The organism is Cryomorpha ignava (assembly GCF_010686655.1).
Lineage (GTDB): Bacteria > Bacteroidota > Bacteroidia > Flavobacteriales_D > Cryomorphaceae > Cryomorpha > Cryomorpha ignava.
On record NZ_JAAGVY010000033.1, the window covers coordinates 12992 to 34915 of the forward strand.

At 40.9% G+C, this 21924-nt stretch carries 14 protein-coding genes and 3 tRNA genes; 8 read left to right on the plus strand and 9 right to left on the minus strand.

Going from position 1 to position 21924, the window contains the following annotated elements; all coding sequences use genetic code 11:
* Nucleotides 1–12: 12 nt before the first annotated feature.
* A complete protein-coding gene (locus G3O08_RS14880) occupies nucleotides 13–642 on the minus strand; it encodes an HAD family hydrolase (protein ID WP_163286183.1) in 630 nt (209 codons plus the stop codon).
* Between the two features lie 58 nt (nucleotides 643–700).
* Between G3O08_RS14880 and G3O08_RS14885 the strand changes: the two genes are divergently transcribed.
* Nucleotides 701–774 (plus strand) — tRNA-Ala (locus G3O08_RS14885).
* Between the two features lie 55 nt (nucleotides 775–829).
* Here G3O08_RS14885 and G3O08_RS14890 read toward each other — a convergent pair.
* Nucleotides 830–3469: a dockerin type I domain-containing protein gene (locus G3O08_RS14890; RefSeq protein WP_163286184.1), complete on the minus strand. Its 2640-nt coding sequence runs from the start codon at nucleotides 3467–3469 to the stop codon at nucleotides 830–832.
* A 232-nt stretch (nucleotides 3470–3701) separates the two neighbouring features.
* On the opposite strand from G3O08_RS14890, the gene G3O08_RS14895 reads away from it, so the two are divergent.
* A tRNA-Lys gene (locus G3O08_RS14895) sits at nucleotides 3702–3773 on the plus strand.
* A 55-nt stretch (nucleotides 3774–3828) separates the two neighbouring features.
* Here the strand turns inward: G3O08_RS14895 and G3O08_RS14900 are convergent.
* From G3O08_RS14900 to G3O08_RS14910, 3 genes are all read right to left on the minus strand, one after another.
* Nucleotides 3829–4497, minus strand: a complete 669-nt coding sequence (locus G3O08_RS14900) for a dockerin type I domain-containing protein (RefSeq protein ID WP_163286185.1) — start codon at nucleotides 4495–4497, stop codon at nucleotides 3829–3831.
* Nucleotides 4498–4519: 22 nt separating this feature from the next.
* Nucleotides 4520–6316: a hypothetical protein gene (locus tag G3O08_RS14905; protein WP_163286186.1), complete on the minus strand. Its 1797-nt coding sequence runs from the start codon at nucleotides 6314–6316 to the stop codon at nucleotides 4520–4522.
* Between the two features lie 493 nt (nucleotides 6317–6809).
* Complete coding sequence (locus G3O08_RS14910; protein ID WP_163286187.1) at nucleotides 6810–10805, minus strand: reprolysin-like metallopeptidase; 3996 nt, start codon at nucleotides 10803–10805, stop codon at nucleotides 6810–6812.
* 508 nt (nucleotides 10806–11313) lie between these two features.
* Here G3O08_RS14910 and G3O08_RS14915 point away from each other — a divergent pair.
* Nucleotides 11314–11583 carry a hypothetical protein gene (locus G3O08_RS14915; protein ID WP_163286188.1) on the plus strand — a complete coding sequence of 90 codons (270 nt, stop codon included), beginning with the start codon at nucleotides 11314–11316 and terminating at the stop codon, nucleotides 11581–11583.
* Between the two features lie 65 nt (nucleotides 11584–11648).
* Here the strand turns inward: G3O08_RS14915 and G3O08_RS14920 are convergent.
* A tRNA-Ile gene (locus tag G3O08_RS14920) sits at nucleotides 11649–11722 on the minus strand.
* A 172-nt stretch (nucleotides 11723–11894) separates the two neighbouring features.
* Between G3O08_RS14920 and G3O08_RS14925 the strand changes: the two genes are divergently transcribed.
* The gene (locus tag G3O08_RS14925) at nucleotides 11895–12782 is read left to right on the plus strand and encodes a fructosamine kinase family protein (protein ID WP_163286189.1); all 888 of its coding nucleotides are present in this window, start codon (nucleotides 11895–11897) and stop codon (nucleotides 12780–12782) included.
* A gap of 58 nt (nucleotides 12783–12840) precedes the next feature.
* On the opposite strand, the gene pdeM is transcribed toward G3O08_RS14925, so the two are convergent.
* Genes pdeM through G3O08_RS14940 form a run of 3 tightly spaced genes read right to left on the minus strand, consistent with a single transcriptional unit; the run spans nucleotide 12841 to nucleotide 16901 of the window.
* Nucleotides 12841–13470: a ligase-associated DNA damage response endonuclease PdeM gene (gene pdeM, locus G3O08_RS14930; RefSeq protein WP_163286190.1), complete on the minus strand. Its 630-nt coding sequence runs from the start codon at nucleotides 13468–13470 to the stop codon at nucleotides 12841–12843.
* A 2-nt stretch (nucleotides 13471–13472) separates the two neighbouring features.
* Complete coding sequence (locus G3O08_RS14935) at nucleotides 13473–15917, minus strand: ligase-associated DNA damage response DEXH box helicase (RefSeq protein WP_317164087.1); 2445 nt, start codon at nucleotides 15915–15917, stop codon at nucleotides 13473–13475.
* Nucleotides 15918–16901 (minus strand): potassium channel beta subunit family protein, encoded by a 984-nt coding sequence (locus G3O08_RS14940; protein WP_163286191.1) that lies wholly within the window; start codon nucleotides 16899–16901, stop codon nucleotides 15918–15920. It abuts the gene before it with no gap.
* A gap of 150 nt (nucleotides 16902–17051) precedes the next feature.
* Between G3O08_RS14940 and G3O08_RS14945 the strand changes: the two genes are divergently transcribed.
* The 4 genes from G3O08_RS14945 to G3O08_RS14960 are packed head-to-tail and all read left to right on the plus strand — an operon-like array spanning nucleotide 17052 to nucleotide 21857.
* A complete protein-coding gene (locus tag G3O08_RS14945; RefSeq protein ID WP_239541267.1) occupies nucleotides 17052–17582 on the plus strand; it encodes an RNA polymerase sigma factor in 531 nt (176 codons plus the stop codon).
* Complete coding sequence (locus G3O08_RS14950) at nucleotides 17582–18445, plus strand: FecR family protein (protein WP_163286193.1); 864 nt, start codon at nucleotides 17582–17584, stop codon at nucleotides 18443–18445. The genes G3O08_RS14945 and G3O08_RS14950 overlap by 1 nt, the downstream gene beginning before the upstream one ends.
* Nucleotides 18442–21078, plus strand: a complete 2637-nt coding sequence (locus G3O08_RS14955) for a TonB-dependent receptor (RefSeq protein ID WP_163286194.1) — start codon at nucleotides 18442–18444, stop codon at nucleotides 21076–21078. Before G3O08_RS14950 ends, G3O08_RS14955 begins: the two co-directional genes overlap by 4 nt.
* A complete protein-coding gene (locus G3O08_RS14960; RefSeq protein ID WP_163286195.1) occupies nucleotides 21078–21857 on the plus strand; it encodes a DUF4249 domain-containing protein in 780 nt (259 codons plus the stop codon). The genes G3O08_RS14955 and G3O08_RS14960 overlap by 1 nt, the downstream gene beginning before the upstream one ends.
* Nucleotides 21858–21924 lie beyond the last annotated feature (67 nt).

Sequence of the window (21924 nt, forward strand, 5' to 3'; positions counted from 1 at the left end):
TTATTTCCAGATTTAAAATCCCTCCAGTATATCCCAAATTTCCTTGCCATTGGTGAGATGAAAAGCGGTAATTCCAAGTGAATTTGCTGTAGCAACGTGTACATCCGTATCATCAATAAAGCATGTTTCTGCCGGTTGGAGGTTGTATTTATCCATCATTTTCATGAAAATATCAGCATTGGGTTTGCGCATATTTAGCTCATGGCTATAGCCAATGCCTTCAAATAGTAAAAGAAAGTTGTTCCAACCTATGGCTTTGTCTATAATCTTTTCAAAAGCTTTTAAGTGAATAATATTGGTATTACTCAGCAGGAATAACCGGTAGCTTTTCGAAAGCTTCTTCAAATATTCAAAACGTTGGTTCGGAAAATCACCGAGTAGCGCACACCAGGCATCCATTATTTCTTGTGGTGATGCATCTTTAAATTCCTTGTTTATTTCGGATACGAAAACAGTTTCGGAAATAAAACCTTTTTCAAATTCTTGAAAAAAACCGGCCTGTACTTCTTTCGAAAATGCCTGTTCAGGATCTGCCATACCCAATGCCCTGAATGCTTCTACGGTTTTGTCATAATCGATATTGAGCAGTACCCCGCCCAGGTCGAATATGATGTTTTTAATCTTTTCTTGTGCTTTTTCCATTTTATTTCCACCTAGACTTTGCAAACAGCTAATAATCGCCTAATTTCGCAAAATAATTGGGGGATTAGCTCAGTTGGCTAGAGCGCTTCGCTGGCAGTGAAGAGGCCACCGGTTCGAATCCGGTATTCTCCACAAAACAAAACCCCGTCTGATTTCAGACGGGGCTTATCATTTTTATGAATATCTCTTAGTACTCTGGCTTTGTAGGTATGTAAATATCATCTCCTACTTGGTTAAACCCGGCACCGAGTATAGAGACATCAAATATATTAATGACTCCATCACAATTTAGATCTGCAAGGAAATTAAAGCCCGGCGAGCCTGCCGTCTTGCCAAAAGATGCGCTAAATATAGAGAGGTCGAGAACGTTAATTACATTGTTATTATTGATATCTCCCAATATAACCGGGCCGATGCTGATAAAATTGTTGCCGGCACTAAAGGAAACATCTTCTGTGAGAACCGCAAGAGCACCCTGTACTTTTGCTAAAATATTATAAGGGCCGGGGAGTAATTCCGGGCCGCTTATTGTAAATGTTCCATCTGGATTTAGGGTTGTGGTAATCTCACTTAAAGACCCCAATGAAAGGTCTAGCATCGAAATTTGTATTTCGCGTGCTGTGCAGTTATTGCTCCAGCCGGAGACTGTACCATTAAGGGTTATGGTTTCGGATGGGATATTTTCTATGCAAATATTGAATGTGCCTGTTAGAAAATTAGTTAATGAGTGAATTCTTAAATAATATGTGGTAAATGGGGTTACCGTCATTAGATAAGGTTCATCCAAGAGACTAAGACAAAAAAGAGGTGTTGATGAACAACTTTCCGCAAAGGCACTTATTATCAAATCAGCGGCAGTGATACTAATTAAATTTATGATTACTTCGCTATTGCTGCCGGAGTTGAATTTGTAATACACATCAGGAGATGTTTCTTCGCAACCATCAGTGTCTGAAGCAGAAGCACTATAAGTGGTTCCTTGAACTTGATTGGCAGGACACGTCCATGAATAATTTACAGGAAGCATTATGGCATCAGTACAGTCGTCATTAGGCGGCGGACATAGCGATGAAGTAACGGAAATGCTAAATGTTCCGTCAGACCCGCTATAACCGTCAACTTGCACGAGATAAGCATCTCCCGGAGAATAAGAACCGCAGGGGAGGGTAATTTTTGACATAAGTCCATCACCTCCATCTTCATCACAAGCAATGACATTGCCTCCGCAGGCATCCATAACTTGTAGTTGGGAATCTGTTAAAGTACCGGCGAATGTTTGGATGGTTAAAATACCGGAAGAGGGTGCAGTAAAGTAAAACCACACATCATTAGTTGAAGCATTTTCACCACCATATCCGCAATCGATCAAAATGTCAGGACTGCTAGTAGCATTGAAGTTAGTAGCTTCTTGAGGGGGGGCGTTTATTAAAAGCTCAGATGCATCGTTACACTCGTCGTTAACCGGAGTTGCACAATCTTCTGTTGTAACAGAAATGGAGAACTCTCCTCTTGCACTCCCATACCCATCTACCTGAATATAATAAAGTGAAAAAGGAGTATAATTTTCACAAGGGATTTCAATTCTGGACATCAAGCCCTCCCCACCATCATCATTGCAGAACAGCACATCACCGCCACATGCATCTAAAATGCGCAATTCCGAATCGTCCAATCCATCAAAACTCTCATCATTAAACGTTTCGATAATTATCTTTCCCGAAAGTGGAGAAGTAAATTTATACCAAACATCAGCATCACTAATTCCATCACCGCAAGAGCCAAGAGGAATGGTACTTGGCGTAGCTCCATTATTATATCCACTAAGGACTTCTCCATTTACCGTAATGGGATACGCATCCACGCACTCATCGTTTGGACGGGAAGGGCAATTAAAATGGATGGTAAAGTTCCCACCACCGCCGCTATTATTAGCGTCATAAGTCTGAACATAAATATATTGATCATCTGTAGAAACGAAAGTTCTGGACTCCATGGTTCCATTTCCGGATGTGAAGTTATTGCAATATAATTGAGTCAATGTGCCATCGCACGTCCCCGTGTACACAACTAGAATAGGATCGTAATCGGCATCCCCATCCACTTCGATGTAATAAGCTGAAAGAGCAAAGGCGGGAAATTTATAGAATACATCATTATGAGACCCAACCGTACACGTAGGTGTAGTGCTACTGACAGTAGCGCCGTAAGTAGTTCCATCCATTGGAATTCCACAATCTAAAAGCATAGCGGCACATGGATTATTGTTCGTAGGTGCTGGGGTATACTCAAGACTCCAATCAAATCCTGAAGTAGACCAACGATCATCCCATTGGATATAATACGTAGTTCCGCCCGTTACTGCAACGTTTTCTATTTTACTAGCGCGTCCAAAAAGATCAAAGAAACTATAGTTGCAAGCATCGTCATTACTCGCCACGCAGCTAATAGGTCCAAAACTGGTAAGCCCTGTAATTGGGCTGACAAAACAGAATCCTTTAAGTAAAGAGAGCCGCGTATTCGCACCACCCGAGCAAGAGCTAATAGTAATGGTTCCATTGGCAGGAGGGGTGTATTTATACCAATCGGCATTGGTAGCGTTTCCTGCAATAGGAAAAGAGCAATAATTAACGGCATTACCTCCAGTTGAGGGACCATTCGCTGTATAACTACCGGGTTGAACTGCTACGGCGGTGCAAGCTGTGTTTCCTTGCGCAAATAAAGAGGTTGAATAAACAGCAATAGCTATAAATATGAAGCTTAAAGAAATGAATTGGTAAGGAATAAAAGCCCTGCGGCATATTCCTGTTTTTGATACGATTAATTTCATGGTTGGATTGGTTTTAGCACCGAAATCACACGAGTAATAAAAGTGGAGAATGCGGGTTTTAGTTGGTTGAATTAATTGGTTTGCGGATTCAGTGTTTCAGCTGAAACTATGCCAAATCTAAAGCTAATTTCGATGAGATCCTTAAAAATATTGATAAATCAATAAATAAACACGATAAACTATATTTTTCTAATTTTCATTTCTTATTACCTGAAAAAAGTTGTTTGATTTGGGATTAGCTCAGTTGGCTAGAGCGTCCCGCTTTTTGGCGGGAAGGCCACCGGTACGAATCCGGTATTCTCCACAAAACAAAACCCCGTCTGATTTCAGACGGGGCTTATCATTTTTATGAATATCTCTTAGTACTCTGGCTTTGTAGGTATGTAAATATCATCTCCTACTTGGTTAAACCCGGCACCGAGTATAGAGACATCAAAAATATTAGCTACCCCATCGCAATTAAAATCGGCGAGGAAGTTGTGCCCTGATGACCCGGCCGTTGTAGCAAATGATGCACTAAATATAGATAGGTCCAGAATATTAATGCCGTTACTGTTATTGAGATCACCGAGTACCACCGGTCCTGTACTGAGTGAATTTGCTCCCCCATTTAGCACAACGTCTTCAGAAAGAACTGTAAGAGCTCCTTGCACTTTCACGAGTATATGATAAGTACCGGCATAAATATCTATACCGTTTACTACAAAAGTTCCAGATGTAGTAAGGGGTGTAATGAATATAGATGTGATAAGTGTTGTTGGATTATACAAACTCACCTTAACATTTCGTGATGTACAATTTGAATTCCAACCTGAAATACTGCCATTGATAGTTGCAATTTCCGGAGAAACTGTTTCTATACAAATATTGAATGTGCCTGTTAGACTGCTTAGATATGAGTGAACCCTCACATAATAAGTTGTAAATGGTGTAACTGAAATTAGATTTGACGGCGTAGAGCTGCATAAAATCGCTTCAGAGCCACAACTTGCCTCAAATACACTCAATTCCAATTCGGTGGCAGGCATATAATCTAATAGGGTTACCCCTTTAGATCGCTAGATGAAATGGACAGAGCTCGTGGGAGTGATTATATTTTTCCAAATTATTGACTGACAGCCCTGAAAGGGTGACATTCAATAGCACAGGGTGCAACAAGCGAAGCGACGTGAAACCCTGTGTATTAGGAAAGAAACAGTCCAAAGCCTGAAAGGGTGACATCAAGCTGCAAAGTATGAGAGATGAATTGTATTTTTCGCGACTTACATGGGTAACCCTATAATCTAAATTGATAATTACCTCATTATTATTACCTGAGTAGAAAATGTAATACACATCTGGTGAGTCAGATTCGCAGGCATCAGGGTATGAAGGAGTAGCCCCATAGGTAGTACCTTCAACCTGATTGGCAGGGCATTCTCCCGGATTATTCACTGTAAGCGTAATGGCATCTGAACAATCGTCGTTCTCTGGAATTGGACAGTGAAGCGTAAGGGAATAATTACTTAGCCCAAGGGGATTATAATCATAAGTCTGAATTAAAATTTCCTGTTCTGTAGGAACTAAAATATATATAGTTTCATCAATACCTGAGGTTGCACCGTTATCAGCACAGCCAATTTCAGTAAGAGGACCGCTACACAAACCAGTATAGGCTGCAATAACACCGTTGTATCCTACCCCACCAACTGTTACCAGATAGGCGGTATTGGCAAATGCCGTAAATTTAAAAAACACGTCATTTTCAGAACCTGAAGTACAAGAGGGGTTGCCAAGGCCGCTGTTTGAGGCGCCTGCGCTACTTCCCGAATAGCTTTCACCGCAAAATAATTCTATGGCATCGCAAGGGTCGTCATTGGGAAAGTTGGAACAAGACACATCAATTTGGAAGCTTCCGCCTACACCGCCAAAAGCATAAAATGTTTGTATTAAAACTGTCTGATCAAAAGAAACCGAAAAATCTATCGTATGGTCGATGCCTAAAAGACCGTATGCACAATCTAATTCTGTAACTGTTCCATCACAAGAGCGGGTATATGCTGCAAGCACTCCATTATAATTCACGCCAGAAATAGTTACGGAATAATCTACCCCGGCGATTGCGTCTATTTTATAAAACACATCTTTTGCAATTCCGATTGAGCAGCTCGGAGCACCGATTAAGCTATTTGTAGCACCCACAGTAGAGCCTGAAACTGATTGACCACAAGCTAAAAGTCTGGCATCACAAGGATCGTCGTTGGGTACACTACAATCTAATGAGATAGTGAAATCTCCGTTTAAAGCCAGGTCAAATGTTCGTATATAAATTAACATGGCGGAATTTGGCGTAAAAACTATTGTTTCTGTGCCGTATGTTATGTCCTCACTACAAGCTAATTCAGTCATGATGCCTGAGCATGATCCTTTGTAAAGCGCTAGCACCCCATTATAATTAGATCCGCTAACCTCTATGGTGTATGTATTTCCTGCAATGGCAGAGAATTTATAGAATACATCATTTTGTGATCCAAATGGGCTGCATGATGGTATACCTAAACTACTGGCTGTTGCACCTACAGTAGTTCCAGGCAGATCGGCGCCGCACCCAATGGAGATGGCATTACAAATGGCGTCATTTGTAGGTGAAAGAAAAGCATTGTTCGTATTACGAACATTGGAAAAAAAATAGTTGGAACTATTTGCACTTGTAACATCTCTTTTCTCGGTTAGTGCAGGTTTAAGCGAAGAAACAAATAATGATAATTCTGAATTTTCTATACGGACATTCCAAGATATTGATATTGCTGTAAAATAGAAAAGATTAAAAGCGAAGGCAAAAATTACCGTTAAGATAAATTTGGTCATGGGTTGAGATTTAATTGGTTAGAGAATGAATTGGGATAAGGGAGATTAAAAGCTGTGGTTGTAGACCAGTCTTATAGTTGAAAAGAAATGGGTTAAACTTTAAGCTTAATCGAGTTAGGTTTAGGAAAAGTAATGTGCAATACCGGGAAGCCAAAGCAATCGAAAACCTTGTTTTGCCACTAAAGTAGAACTGAGAATGTTGGTTAGCATACTGATGAAAATTAAGTTATCACCTCTTTAAAATATCCTCTTTAAACGGAACCAGAAATAATCTTGGTAATTGGTTTTGAGAGGCTTAACAAATATAACCAAAAACAGGATAATTATTTTATCTATCACCACGGAAATGAAAAAATTACCGACGAATAGCGAGTTCTTCAAGTAGAGAATCTGATTTATCGAATAATTGGTAAAGTAAATTATTGAAGAAAAAATCCCTGCCAGAATACTGACAGGGATTTGAATAATTAAGAAGGAAAGAATCCCAATAACCTTACGGCAAAGGAAGAATATCACCGGTCTGATTAAATCCGGCACCGAGAATAGAGACGTCAAAAATATTAATGACACCGTCGCAGTTCAGATCGGCGAGGAAATTGTACCCTGGAGATCCTGCCGTTGTGAGAAATGAGGCACTAAACACGGAGAGGTCAAGCACGTTAATCACATTATTGTTATTGATATCACCCAGAACTACGGGGCCCGTGGTTAACGAATTTGACCCGGCACTGAGCACAACATCTTGCGATAGAACCGCAAGAGCTCCCTGTACTTTCACCAATACATCATAAGTGCCTGCTGGAATATCGATGCTGTTTATTACAAACGTGCCAGAAGTGCTTAGGGTTGTTGTAGCGGTATAGATCGCAAATGTTGTCGTATTAGACATACTCACAACGACGCTTCGCGTCGCACAATTTGAATTCCATCCTGAAATAGTTCCATTTATTGTTGCAATTTCAGGCGCCACTTTTTCTATACAAATATTAAATGTACCGGTCCAACTTGCAAGAAGTGAGTGAACCCTTACATAATAGGTGGTAAAAGGTGTCACAGAAATTTGAGGTGACTGATTGTTACTTGCGTTACAGTAAAATGCCGTAGCGCCGCAGCTTGCCTCAAATACGCTCAATACCAAATCCGTTGCAGAAATATTATTTAAATTAATAATTACCTCACTATTATTACCAGAGTTGAATGTGTAATACACATCTGGCGAATCAGGCTCACAAGCATCCGGGCTTGAAGAAGTTGCTCCATAAGTGGTTCCTTCAACCTGATTAGCAGGACACGACCCTGGATTATTTACAGAAAGTGTAATGGCATCTTCACAGTTGTCATTGTCTGGTATAGGACAGTTAAGCGTAATTGTAAAATCGCTTTGACCATTGGTAGCATAATCATAAGTCTGAATTATAATTACCTGTTCAGTTGGAACTAAAATATCTACAGTTTCTGCAATTCCACTACTGAAACCAGAGTCAGAGCAGTCTAATTCTGTAAGTACCCCACCACAACTTCCAGAGTAGGCTGCAAGCACACCATCGTACGTATCGCCATTTACTGTAACTGAATATGGAACGTTGGCAAGAGCTGTGAATTGGAAGAATACATCTTTTTGAGAACCAGCGGCACACGATGGGCTGCCAATACTACTCGGCGTAGCACCTGCACTACTTCCCGAGAAACTTTCGCCACATGATAGCGTACGTGCCTCACAAGGTTCGTCGTACGGCACATTGGCACATGATACAATTAGAACAAACTCACCACCAGAGCTGAACCAATCGTATGTCTGGATATAAACAGTTTGATTAAAACCTACTGAGAAGTTAATGGTTTCTATTAGGTTAGTGCCAATACCTGAGTCAGAACAGTCTAATTCAGTCAATGTTCCTGAACAGTTGCCAGTGTAAGCCGCTAGCACACCATCATAATTAATGCCATTAATAGTTACAGTATAGTCAACACCTGCTATGGCTTCTATTTTATAAAATACATCATTTTGAGAACCCGATCCACAGCTTGGTATACCAACTGCACTTTGTGTAGCACCCGTAGTAGATCCGCTTACAGTTTCCCCACAACTAACAAGCTGTGCATCACATGGGTCGTCATTTGCAAATTCACAATCAAGCGTAATGTTAAATTCTCCGGCATTCGACGACCAGTCATAGGTTTGAATGAAGATCGGCGTGTTTTCAGCGGCAGTAAACGTAATAGTTTCTGCTACGCCCGAAGTAAAACCATTATCTGCACATGCTAATTCTGTAAGGGTTGAACCGCATGTTGCACCGCTATAAATAGCCAGAACACCATCGTAGTTATCTCCATTTACAGTTATTGTATAGGTGTTTCCTTCGATCGCATTAAGCCTATAAAAAACATCATTATCCGTACCTCCGGCACATGAGGGTTCTCCTAAACTACTGGGTGTAGCCTCAACAGTTGTTCCCGACAAATTATCGCCACAATTAATAGTTACAGCACTACAAATGGCATCATTGGCAGGTGGCGCTACATCTTCGGAAATAGCAAAATTCTGATTAGAAATATCAAAAAAGATATTTCCAACTGCTCTCACTTTAATTCGAGCCTGAGTAGTTGGTAAATTGGGAACAACAATAGTTTGTAACCCATCATTTGCTGTGTTTGCAATGAGCAACGTCGGATAGGTGTAGCCCCCATCAGTAGAGAGGTAGATGTTTACTGTGCTACAGCTTACCGGTGCTGCTGTGGTATTAGCCACATTCCAGCTTATAGTTTCGTTTGCTCCAACAATCCAGGTTACTGCCGTATTAGGTGAGTTAACCACAAAAGGGCCAGAATTACCGGCAACATCAAACGCTATCTGGGCATCATTTACTGCGCCATTTATATAATTGTCGCGAACTGTGCATTTAAAGGTCAAATCGCGTGCATAAGTTGGCAGGCGTTCGCCAATAACAGTAGTATTATTTACTAAATCAGAGAGTCGCGGAAAGACGCGTGTCGGGCTCGAAGTTGGTGACCACGATCTAAATATAGGAGCATCACCGCTTGGGTTGGTTAAGTTATTATCACCGGAAGCAGTAGCAGAACCTAAATCGAATTGCTCCCAGCAGTATGTCATGGCATCGTTATTTGGGTCGGTTGCAAAAGCGGTAAGTTCAAAGGGAGTAGATTTGGGAATTGAGAAGCCACCCGAAGGAAAAGAAACAACAGGAGGTAAGTTTGAAGCTGATGTAATAGTGGCGCAAGCATTTCCGGCTCCGGCCACTGAATAGCTAACCATCTGATTGTAGCTGTGGTTGTGAAAGTACGCATCACTATTGCTTTGCAAATCTGGCGAACATATACCGGCATATCCCATAATAGTTGACCCAGATCCCGGCTCAAATGCAGATGAAGATGTGCGGTTACACGAATTATTTTGAGTATGCGTTGCGCCCCATTGGTGACCCATTTCATGAGCTAAAAAATCTACATCAAAAGGATCTCCTACCGGGCTTGATTGACCACTGACTCCACGCGCTTTAGCACTATTGTCGCAAACAACTCCTAGGGTGGCCAAACCGCTGTTAACTGTGCTCAGAACATGACCAATATCATAGTTGGCCGAACCAATGATAGCGTTCGTCTTAATTTGATTTTGGTCAATCATAGCGGAAGTACTATTATTGGTGTAGCCATCTGATAGGGGATTCAAGAAAATGATATCGTCATTATTCGCAATCAAAATCATTCTGAGGCATAGGTCACGCCTAAATATACCATTTACACGGTTCATAGTAGTAGTCATGGCCGACATAACCAATGGCACGGTACCACCGTGAAACTGGGCATACTCGCCTGTACAAGCCAGAGCTAGGTCGTAGGTACGCAGTTGAGTCCCATTTGAGGTAAGGGGAGAAATAATATCAACAGGGTTATTGGGTTTCTGGCCGGGAGAATCGTCGCCTGGGTGTGGAACTCCAATACCTTCGGGCTCACACGAGCCCATTTCTTTTGTATTGCTCTTAAAAAAAGATTCACGGCTATAAACAATATACGTATTTAAATCGCCAGGGGATAATGGATCGATATAGTAAGATTTCCCTTCAATTAAAATTTGAGCGTGAAATCCTTTTAGGGTATAGTCAATGCTAATATTGGCATTTGCATAGTCGCCGGTGCCCAAACCCACAAAGGTGCGAATGTTGGGGTATCGGGCTTGAAGTTCGGGAGCCATTACAGACTCTTCTACGATTTTAAAAGCTGCACGGCCACCATCGGCAGTGGGCAGCTGAAGGGTGTAGTTCGAAGTTCTTAAATCTGTTCCTTCCGCTGGTGCAGCCAGGAGTAGAGATTTTAATGATTCGAAATCTACCGTCATTGTTCGATAAGATTCGGGATAAATTTGCTGGGTTTCTCTTTTTGGATCAGGAATGTCATTCCATATTACGGCTTGTGCGGATAGGAACAGGTTTAAAACGAAGGCAAAAATTGCCGTTAGGGTAAATTTGGTCATGATTGGATTTCTTTAATTGGTTAAATAATTGGAAAGGATTTAGAGATTAATTCAAAGACTGAAATGTCGTGGATATGCTGCTAGAAACACTAGTAGAAGAAATGGGTGTGGCCTGGAATCCAGAATGCTTGAAATCCGTTTTTTACGATTGATATTGGTTGCGACGGTTTGGCTTTCATATTGGTTAAAATGGGTAATCAGAATTTTTTGAAAGCTTTAAATTGGAATGATGTGCTTTTCCGTATTCTAAGGCTTATAAAAAGATCGGTTTCACGATTACAACTAAAAAACTAACCTAACAAATCTACTAATAAATGGGACAAATAACAAAAATATGACGATAAAATCGGGTAAGGGTTAGATGGATAGCGAGAATTCGCTATTAGCAAACCCCAAATCTGACGAGGCAACAAATGACTGAAAAAAGAACTGAGCACATTTTTTTAAACATTTGTTTTTTTAAATTGCTTTAATCACTACACACTCAGAGATAATAAAATTGAAGTTTATGATACCTAATGAACCATTAATAGTAGTTATTAAGAGAATGCTTGATCGTGAGCACAATTTTGCTTACTCGTCTTTTGAAGATGCCACCCTTGCCGAAGTATTGCACGAAGGAAAATGCTTGAAAATGACCCGAACAGATGCTGAAAGAGCTGCGGCACAAGATTATCGTGTAAGGGTGCCAAGCGATCAAGACAATGGAGACAAGCTACTAGAAGAAGGTAAAATTCAAGTCTGGGACTTGAAGGAAGAGCTTGCTGTAATAGACTAAGTAAGTAATGCCATTGGCTAAAAGAAAAAAGGCTTTTCCGGATTTCAGAAAAGCCTTTTTTGAAGTGGGCCCAGAAGGACTTGAACCTTCGACCTTCAGATTATGAGTCTGCTGCTCTAACCACCTGAGCTATGGGCCCCAAAATCTTGGGGCTGCAAAATTAGTTTATCCTGTGGTTTCCTGCAACACCAAATTGAAATTAACTAAAACTTTCTTGCCCTAAACCTAGAAAAAGGTATTAAACAATGTACCTTTGAAATCATTCTATACATATACATAGAATATGAATTAAGCATTTTAGATTTACGGCCATGAACGTGCAAAATGAGCAATTAAATACAGATTGGCTCAAAGCCATTCGCGAAAATTTAGGTGATTCTGTTTCGATAAAAAACGTCGGAATCGTGGGCGGTGGCAGCATTAATGACGCCAGAAAAGTAGAAACCTCACACGGTACTTTTTTTGCTAAAATAAACGAAGAGAAAGAATACCCCGGAATGTTTGAAGCCGAAGCAAGGGGTCTTGACTTTCTTCTTGAACATAGCGATTTTCAGATTCCCAAGCCCATTGGAACAGGCGTAAGCGATGAAATACAATGGATATTGATGGAGTATATTGACCATGCTTCAAAAAAACCGGACTTTTGGGAAAAGTTCGGTGTAAAACTCGCTAAAATGCATCGCAGCACGCACGAGAAGTTTGGATTTGAGTCGGACAATTACATAGGAAACCTTCCGCAATATAATAGCTATAAAACAACCTGGGCAGAATTTTTTGCAGAGAACAGAATTGCTCCTCAATTAAAAATGGCCAAAGACCAGGGGTATGCCAGCGACCAAATGGTAAAACTGCTCGAAAAAGTTATTTCGCGGTCAGATAAATACTTTCCGGTTGAGCCTCCTGCGGCAATTCACGGCGATTTGTGGACCGGAAATTTTGCAACAAATAAAATGGGCGAAGCAACAATTTTTGATCCTTCAGCATATTTTGGCCACCGCGAAATGGATATTGCAATGAGTAAACTCTTCGGCGGTTTTGATGCAAAATTTTATGATGCATACAATGAGGAATACCCGCTTGAGAAAGGCTGGGAAGAACGGCTGCAAATTGCAGATTTATATCCATTGCTGGCTCATCTCAACATTTTTGGAGGCACGTATGCTTATCAAATTATGACACTTTTAAGAAAACATGTTTAAGCTGGAATGCCGTTCAGTCGAAAGGTAGTTCAACAAGCGAAGTGGCTTATATTGGAAATTAAAATACCTGAACGACTTCCTCATCAGTAGATACAAAAACGCGATCGGTTTTAATAGGTTTTATTTTATACAACCCTGTGAAATCACCGAAAGACGGAAAAATGCCTGTGCCTTCCCCGAAATAGAAACAAGGTAAGCTCAGTCTTTGTCGACCAATGCCACTTAGGCGTACTCCTGGATGTATGTGACCGTGGATATTGTACAAATCAGATTCGGTAGCGTCGTGCGTAAACAAAAAGGGATCCATTTCAAGTTGTTCCACAACTTTTAAACCGGCATCAATAAAAGTCTGCTCGGGCAAGATGTCGTGATTTCCTTTCACAAGAATAAATTCAACGTTCGGAAAGCCCTCAAGAAAATCAACAAGGTCGGCCCATGAAGTATTGAGTTTACTGTGGAATAAATCGCCCAGAAAAATCACTTTTTGAGGCGTGTGGCTGAGCATAATATCAGCGAGGCGCCAAAGATTATTTTTTTCGGCCATGGCGGGAACCTGGATTCCGTTTTTCCGAAAATGCGATACTTTACCGATATGCAAATCTGCGATAAGCAGTGTCTTTTGATCTTCCCAAATTGCGGCACGCTCTTTAAGCAGGAGAAACCGCTCCCCTTCCAGAATAATTCTCATAATTAGTCCAAATTTAAGGACATCTTTTTAATTCGATCGGCTAAATTTTCAGTCGTCATACGTCCGCGTAATCTTTCGACCATTATTGGAAATGAAAATGGCGTGGGTTGCTCGGGATACTGCAATACAATGTTGAGTTTTTGTATCCGCTTTAATGCCTGGCGCAAACGCAATTCTTCAATTTGAAATTCCATTACTTCGCTAAAAGCCTGTTTGTACAAAAGGCTATCCGATTCAAAGTCTTTAAAGACATCAAAAAACAAACCGGAAGAAGATTGCAAGTGCTTCTCTTTCTGAAATTTTCCCGGAAAACCTTTGAAAACCAAACCGGCAATACTGGCAATATCGCGAAAGCGACGTCTTGCCATTTCGCTTTTATTCAAGCTGTGCTGAATGTCTTGAGTGAGGTGGTCGGTAGAAAAAATATCAGAATCTATTCCGTCTTCAATCGGAATATCCTGATCTGAAAGCAATTCAAAGCCATAGTCATTTAGGGCAATGCTAAAGGTCATTGGCTTAAAAAGAGAAAGTCGATACGCCAGCAGGTAAGCAATTGCCTCATGTACAAAGCGTCCATCAAACGGAAACACGAAGAGATGGCAGCCTTCTTTGGTTTTTAGTTTTTCTATAAGAAACGTATTTTCTGATGGAACAATAGAAAGGGCTTTTTGCTTTTCGATAATGGGTTTAACAGCCAGAAGTTCTTCGCTATCATAATTTTCACGAGCCAATTGATCAATCTTAAAGCGAAGGTTTTCGGAAAGCATAGCGCTTAAGGGCATTCTGCCGCCTTGCCAGCTGGGGATGGTTCCTTTCTGCTTTTTACTGATTTTAACCACTACAGTCATTTCTTTTACGCGAATAAGTTCAAGTGGCCTTCCGGCAAACCAAAACGTGTCGCCCGGAGAAAGTCTGGAAACAAACCACTCTTCTACACTGCCGAGATATCCGCCTTTTTGGAATTTTACCTGAAGCATACTATCGCTCACAATTGCCCCAATAGAAAGCCGATGACGCATAGCCGTTCGCCGGTCAGTTACGCGATAAATTCCATCGCTTCCCACTGCTACTTTTTTGAACTCTTCATAGGCATCAAGCGAATAGCCACCTCGGGTAATAAATGCTAAGGCCCATTCCCACTCATCTCCCGTAAGGCTAGAAAATGAATAGGTGGATTTTACTTCTTTAAAAATCTTTTTCGGAGTAAATCCTTCACCAACCGCCAATGTTATAAGGTACTGCACAAGTACATCGAAGCTGCGGATATACGGAATCCTGTCTTCCATATCGCCGCGAGACACTGCGCGTTTTAATGCCGCACACTCTATTAACTGCAGGGCATGAGTAGGTAAAAAATAAATTTCGCTGGGTTCGCCCGGGCGGTGACCACTCCTCCCTGCACGCTGAACAAAACGAGCAACTCCTTTTGGGCTTCCAATTTGAACGATGGTTTCTACCGGTCTGAAATCGACGCCGAGATCGAGGCTGCTTGTACAAACTACACATTTTAACCGTCCTTCGTGGATTGCAACTTCCACCCAGTCGCGCAGTTCTCTGCTTATTGATCCATGGTGCATGGCTATTTCGCCCGCAAGATTAGGCTCAATGCTCAGTAAATGTTGATACCATATTTCCGCTTGCGAACGGGTATTTGTAAAAACGAGAGTGCTTTTACTTTTCTGTATAATTGGCAAAAGCCTGTGCGCCAATTGAATTCCCAAATGACCCGATTGCGCATACGTTTCAATCGATTCGGGGATGATAGGAATGATTTTTATTTCCTTTTTGATATCGGCTTTTACAAATACAGCATGTTTTTTTCGAGTTCCCAGAAGCACTTCCATTGCCTGGTCCATATTGCCAATGGTAGCTGATACGCCCCACACTTTTACTTCTGCAATTTGGCTCAGCCGACTGATAGCAAGCTCAAGCAATACCGCTCTTTTTGAACCCATCAGCTCATGCCACTCATCTGCGACAATAAACCTCAAATTTGAAAAATAGTCTGTATAACCCTTCGTGGCCATTAGCAGGTGAAGGCTTTCTGGAGTGGTAATGAGCACTTGCGGTGCTTTTTTGCGTTGTGCTTGTCGCTGTGCCGCTGAGGTATCGCCGGTGCGAATGGCAATGGTCCACGGAATATTGTTTTCTTCACAAAACTCCTCGCAAGCCGATTTAATATCTCTGGTAAGTGCCCTGATTGGCGTAATCCAGATAATTTTTAATCCGGAAGATTTAACAGTGGTTTCAGATTTCTCTTCTCGCAAACAGCTTAAAGCCGCTCCAATAAAGAGCGCATATGTCTTTCCGCTTCCGGTCGGTGCATTGAGCAATCCTGACTTGCCATCCAAACAATGCTTCCACGTTTCAACCTGAAAAGGAAAGGCTTGCCAATGGCGTTTTTTAAACCACTGGAGAGGCATATTGATTTCAGGGTAGTTTTTCACTTAAAATGCGGGCTGCTTTGGCTTGTTTCCAAGTATCTTATCAATTTTTCCCATCGCCTCTTCGGTGAGCAAATCTTTTTTGTCTGTTGCTTTCAAGTTTTCTTCAAGCTGACTTGTTTTGCTCGCCCCCAAAATCACTGTGCTCACATTTTCGTTTTTCAGGCACCAGCTTACGCCCAATTGTGGCATAGTCATTCCCAATTCTTTTGCAAATGCCGAAAGTTTCTTTACCTTTTCAAGGGTTTCTTTTACAAGTAATTTATCTGAAAGAGAACTTAATTCAGCACGTTTCAACCTGGTTTCTCCCTCTTTACCGTCGTTGTACTTTCCCGAAAGGACACCTGATGCCAAAGGACTCCAAATGGTCGTGCCTAGCCCTACCGTTTTGTAAATCTGACTAAATTCTACTTCCACCTTTTCGCGTACCAGCATATTGTATTGGGGCTGCTCCATGGTGGGGCCTATTAAATTATATTGCCTTGCCACCATGTGCGCTTCCATTATTTCCTGCGCACTCCACTCACTCGTTCCCCAGTACATTATTTTTCCTTGGTGAATAAGGTTGTGCATTGTCCACACCGTTTCTTCTATCGGAGTTTGCTTATCAGGGCGGTGGCAAAAATACAGATCCAGATATTCTACTTTTAGTCTTTTTAGCGCATCGTTGCAGGCTTCTACAACGTGCTTTCTGTGCAGGCCTTTCTGCGTCGGAAGCTTTCCTCCAGCTCCAAAAAATACTTTACTCGATAAAACGTACGAATCGCGCGACCAGCCCATTTTTTTTAAAATTTCACCCATCACTTTTTCAGATTCGCCATCGGCATATATCTCTGCATTGTCAAAAAAATTAATGCCGGCATCATAAGCCGTTTTCATCAACTTTTCTGAAGTGTTGTCTTTTATTTGGTTGCCAAAAGTTATCCACGATCCAAAGGATAATTCACTTACCTGAAGTCCCGATTTGCCTAATCTTCTATAATCCATTACTTTAATATTGTTTTGTTATTCAACCATTTTGTTATGGTTTTGTTTTCTAAAAAGAAACCCCGGTTAAAGGTATTGTAAATTTAAAAATGCCATTTATTATGCATGGTTATAGTGAGTTATTTACCTTTAGCCCTTTTCAAAACTAAATTGGAAAACACAGAAGGTACAAATAGGAATAGAGAAAAGCTCACTGCTCAGGAATTTGAGCGTGCCTTTGATTTGTACTATAAGAATGTGCGTAATTTTTTATATTACAAGACTTCTCAGTCTGAACTGGCCGAAGATGTGGCTCAAGATGCCTTTGTAAAACTGTGGGAAACCCGCGATAAGATTGATAAATCGTCAATTAAGGCTTACGTGTTTACCATTGCAAACAATCTGGCTATCAATCAGCTTAAACGAGACCAGTTGAAGTTTAAATTTTTGAAATTGCAGGGCGATAAAATGGATATTAAGAGCCCTGAATACCTGTTGGAAATGCAAGAGTTCGATCAAAAACTGCAAGACACCCTGGCGAAGGTTCCCGATGGAGCACGAGAGGTTTTCTTGATGAATAGAATTGATGGACTAAAATACAGAGAGATTGCAGAAATGCTAGGCTTGAGTATGAAGGCGGTTGAAAAGCGCATGTCAAGAGCACTAGCCATTTTGAGGGAAGAAATAAAAGGAAAGTTCTAATGGGAAGGGATAGGGAAATTGAAGAAAGAATTGACAGGCATATTTCTGGTTGGAAAGCTCCTTTTGAGTATGATTCTGAATCAAGAGCCAAGTCGGCAGTAATGCAGCGTATTTCTGATAACGCTGGTGGCGAAAGCAGAACATACATTGGCGAGAGGAAGCCAAACTCATACACATGGCTCAAGGTAGCTGCAGCTGTAGCATTAATTTTTACCGCCGGAATTGCGTATTTCCTTACCGGAAATAAAGACATAAAAAATGTCTCGGAAAGCTTTACGGCAATTAATTTGCCCGATGGTTCTACAGTTTTATTTACTCCGGGCTCCACTATTTCATATAACAGCAGGTTGTGGCGATGGAATCGCACGGTAAAATTTTCCGGTGAGGGTTATTTTAATGTAAAATCGGGAAGTGCTTTTACAGTAAATACTCAGGTGGGAAATGTAGAAGTTTTGGGAACGGCTTTTACCCTTTGGGCAGATAATAAAGATATGTTTGCACATTGCACTGAGGGTAGTGTAAGAGTGCGGAATGCCGGTGGTGAGATGACTATTGTAAGCGGTGAGTTTATAGATATTCAAGACGGTGATATGGCCGCCGTAATGTTGTTTAATACACAAGGATTTATTAGCCCCCGACCTGAGAGATTTCTCAGTTTTGAATCGGTTCCTGTAGCTATTGTGCTCAATGAATTGGAAAGATCTCTGCGATTAAAAATTAAAAATGAATTGCCTTCCAACCTGGTTTATTCAGGAATTCTCGATATTAGCGATGAAAATCAGTGTTTTCAAGTATTTTGCAAGCCTTTCGGCGCAATAGTTGATAAAAATGCTGATGGTCATGTGTCTATTCATCTCAAATGAGAATACTTGCTTTCGTCGTTTGTTTCTTTGTGCTTGATACGTGCTGGTCTCAGATATCAGAGCAAGACTCAATTGAATTTCAGGAATTAAGCGGTCTCAACCTTATTGAAGCACTTAAATATCTCGATAGAAACTACGAGATCAAATTTTCATACAATCCCGATGCTGTTAAGGATATTGTAGTTCCAGAAATAACTGACTCAGTCTACTCTATTGATGTTTTTCTGAAGATATGCCTCCGAAGCTCAAAAATAGACTATGAGTACACTGCTGATACATACATACTTTATCCAAGGCAGTCTCAACCACCGTTAAAGAAAAAAACCTTCACAATAAGCGGACAGGTTATTGACAAAAACACGCGTGAATCGCTTCCCTTTGCGAGTATCGCAGTTCCCAGCACAAAACTTACCGCCACGACAAATACCGATGGAAAATTTACATTGATGAATATTCCGGGCGATACCCTTGCTGTTCAAATAAATTATCTCGGCTACATGCCACTCATTATTACGCTTAGAGATAAAACATCTGACGAAATTCTGATTTTTGAAATGATACCACAACAACGCAACTTGCCATCTATCCAGGTGATAGCTAATATTCAGCAATTGATTGATATAAATTCTATTCCCAGCCAGTTTACATTTAATCCGGCTCAAATATCTAATCTACCTAACCTCGGCGAAAATGACGTTTTTTCTGCCTTGAGACGACTCCCGGGTATAAGAGGAGGACTGGATGCGTCTTCGGGATTAAAAATCAGAGGTGGCGCATCAGATCACAATCTGGTTATGTTTGATGGGATTACAGTTTATCATGTTGATCACTTTTATGGATTTTTAAGTGCTTTTAATACCAATGTCATTAAAAATATTCAAATCGATAAGGGTGGCTATAGCGCTAAATACGGCGGACGGGCTTCGGGAGTGGTAAATATTACCGGTATTGATGGAAATAAGATTAACCCCGGGCTTATTGCTGAAGTAACCACCCTTAGCGCAAATGTTAGGGCAGAATTGCCGATAGTTCCAAACAAGGCTTCTCTGGTTTTCGCATACAGGAGATCATTTACGGATGTATTTCAATCAACAACGTATAAAAATCTATTTAATAATATTTTTAATTCCAGCATTCCAACAACTGACAATAATACCATCGACGTTTTTGGCGGAAGCCAGGAGCCCAGATATGTTTTTAGCGATTTAAACGCAAAAGTAAATTTTATGCCTTCGGCGAAAGATGTCATTTCACTTAGCTATTATCAGGGCAGCGATGATGTGAAGATTAATTTTGAAGGCAGCCGCGAAAGTCTGACACGCAAAGCAGTTGACGATACAAACTGGGGTACCCGCGGCGGATCGCTCAAATGGTCCAGAAAGTGGAATAAACGGTTTTTTACATATGCCAATTATGGTGTGTCGCTCTATAAAAGCGATCTGCAAGCAGAGGACTCTTATTTTTTTATGAATAGCGACACCCTCTTTAGCCGCATTTTTTACATGCAGCAAAATAAGGTAAATGACAATACTTTAAGGCTTGACAATACATTTGAAATCAACTCTGAAACGCGTTTGGACTTTGGGTATTGGAACAGCGACTACGAGATTACCGTACAGGCTCAAAATCAAAATATTATTGTGCAAGACTCAATTTCAAAGGCGCGTTTGCAGGCTGTATATGGCGAATTGAATCGCGAAATCGGCAAATGGAATTTGAGCGGAGGGCTACGTGCATCGTATTATACAGGTACAGATGAACTTTTATTAGAGCCTCGACTTTCAGTTACCTATCCACTAAGCGATGCCCTTGAACTAAAGGGTGCTTATGGTATTTTTCACCAAATTATCAGACGCCTCAATGAGCGAAGTCTTTACCTAAGCATTCCCGAAACGTGGACTCTATCGGGAAATAAAACCGTGCCCATACTTACATCTAACCATTACATACTGGGGTTTTTGTACGCTAAAAACAATTGGCAGTTTGATGTAGAAGGATATCACAAATACGAAAGTGGAACAGTAGATTTTTTGCTTCCCGAATTTGGATTTGCCACCGGCGATCTCAACCAATTCAACATCGGTGGAAACCGAAAAATACTTGGACTGGATGTATTGGTAAAACGCTCTTTTCGCAACCAAAATGTTCTGCTGAATTATACTTTTCTCGATTCACAAAGTAAATATAAGGGTGTAAACAATGATGCATACTTTAGAAGTTCTGGTATTTCGGCACATGAGTTTAATGCAGTTTATAATTTTGAAGTAAAGAGGTGGGATTTTTCTATCGCCTTTGTACTATCAAGCGGAGAGCCTTACACACCGGTGCTCGGCACTTTTGTGGTCACACTTCCAAATGGAGATGAACAGCAGTTTGTAAGTCTGGGAGCACTTAATTCTGAACGACTCGATTGGTATAACCGAATGGATATTGCTGTAAATTATACTGTTCCGCTCAAAAAAGGCGTTTTTCAAGTAGGGGCTTCTATTTACAATGTGTACAATAATCTGGGAATAAAGTATATTGACTACTACCAGATACCCGATGATGGCAGTGATTTTTACAGTTTGGGGCAGCGCGATATACTTTCGTTGGGATTTACCCCTTCGCTATTTTTAAAAGTAAAATTTTAATGAAAATAAATGTTACAATATTTCTGGTTCTGATTTTTTCACTGCTTTTATCTTGTGAAAAGGCAGAAGAAGAGGCGAATAAACTGGACTCAAAAATTTTGATTGAGTGCTATGTTTTTGCCAATGAGCCGGTAATAATAAGAGCTGCGTCTGTAAATGAGAATGGTCATTCTGTCTCATCTCCGGCAGAAAATGCCGAAGTGAAATTGATACAGGGAAATGTGGAAATACCATTCGCCGAAAGCGACACCTTACCGGGAACATATTATCAAACAAACTTGACCACGATTTTGGCAGATACCGGCCTTATTAAATTAAGCGTGAATTACAAGGGGCATGAGCACAGTTCGCAAGCCACATTTCCTCCGCAGCTTTCGGGGCTTGCTATAAGTACAGCAGATATCGAATTACTGCCCGGTGAGGTAAATACCACAATTGCGACGATAAGCTGGACACCGCTTGGCGGTGCTGTGGGCTATTGCATATTTTTGAGAAACGTGGCTGATTATCCTGCCCTTCAAATAAATAACAATCTCTATAACTCCCAACAAAGTCATTTTTCAAAAATAATTTACGAGACCTCAGTAAATCTGAAGAGTGCTGATTTTGCGTATATTGGAGACTACGACATCTATGTAACTGCAATTGGTAGTGAGTATTTGGCTATGTACAATGGATATGGCCTGAATAATCTAATCAGTGCGCCCAGCAATATCGAAAATGGGTGGGGTGTTTTTACCGCTTTTAATGGTCAGGCGGTAGCAGTTACCGTGCAATAAGTTTTTCTAGACAGTAGGGTAAACATTTTTGCAGATGTATAAGTGATGTACCGCAAGGTGCAAACAT